General features: G+C 68.8%; 1 protein-coding gene. It reads right to left on the bottom strand.

What is annotated here, in order from left to right:
• Nucleotides 1-1,039: phosphate acyltransferase (locus HNR76_RS15275; RefSeq protein ID WP_281383404.1), on the bottom strand; the 1,039-nt coding region annotated here is incomplete at both ends.

Genomic DNA, 1,039 nt, shown 5'->3' with positions numbered 1-1,039 from the left:
GCTGCCGGATCTGCGCGTCGACGGCGGCGATGGCGGTCATGTTGAGGATGCGGCGCGGGCTGGCGCTGGTGGTGAGGATGTGCACCGGCTTGCCGATGCCCATCAGGATCGGGCCGATCGCCACCCCGTCGGTCATCACCCGCACCATGTTGTAGGCGATGTTGGCCGCGTCCAGGTTGGGCAGCACGAACAGGTTGGCCCGGCCCTTCAGGGTGCCGTTGGGCATGATCTTCTGCCGCAAGACCTCGTCCCAGGCCGTGTCGCCCTGCATCTCGCCGTCCATGTTCAGCTTGGGCACGCGCTTGAGCAGCAGCTCGCGCACCCGGCGCATCTTCAGCGCCCCCGGCGTCTCGTGGCTGCCGAAGTTGGAGTGCGACAGCAGCGCGATGCGCGGCTCGATGCCGAACAGCTTCAGCCGGTAGGAAGCCTGCAGGGCCGCCTCGGCGACCTGCTCGGCGGTGGGGTCGTCCTGCACGTGCGTGTCCAGGAAGAACCACACGCCCTGGGAATTGATCACCCCGGTCATCGCCGAGGTGGACTGCACGCCCGGGTCCAGGCCGATCACGCTGCGCACGTAGCCCAGCTTCTTGTGGAACCGCCCCACCACGCCGGTCAGCAGCGCGTCGGCCTCGCCGCGCGCCACCATCACCGCGCCGATCAGGGTGGGGCGCGAGCGCATCAGGTTCTTGGCCGCCGACACGGTGACCCCGCGCCGCTCGGTCAGCGCATGGTAGTGCTGCCAGTAGTCGTTGAAGCGCGGGTCGTCGTCCTGGTTGGTGATCTCGAAATCCGTGCCGGCCTGCATCCGCAGGCCCAGGCGCTTGATCCGGGACTCGATCACCTCCGGACGGCCGATCAGCACCGGGAACGCCACGCCCTCGTCGATCACCGTCTGCACCGCGCGCAGCACCACCTCCTCCTCGCCCTCGGCATAGGCCACGCGCTTGCGGTCGGCGCGCGCGCGGTCGTACACCGGCTTCATCATCAGGCTGGTGCGGTACACGAACTGGCCCAGCTTCTCGCGGTAGGCGGCCATGTC

Origin of the sequence: Pseudoxanthomonas broegbernensis, from assembly GCF_014202435.1 — a bacterium.
In the GTDB taxonomy this organism is placed as follows: Bacteria; Pseudomonadota; Gammaproteobacteria; order Xanthomonadales; family Xanthomonadaceae; genus Pseudoxanthomonas; species Pseudoxanthomonas broegbernensis.
Note: the sequence above shows the minus strand (reverse complement) of the source record. Positions and strands in the feature narration are given on the sequence as shown.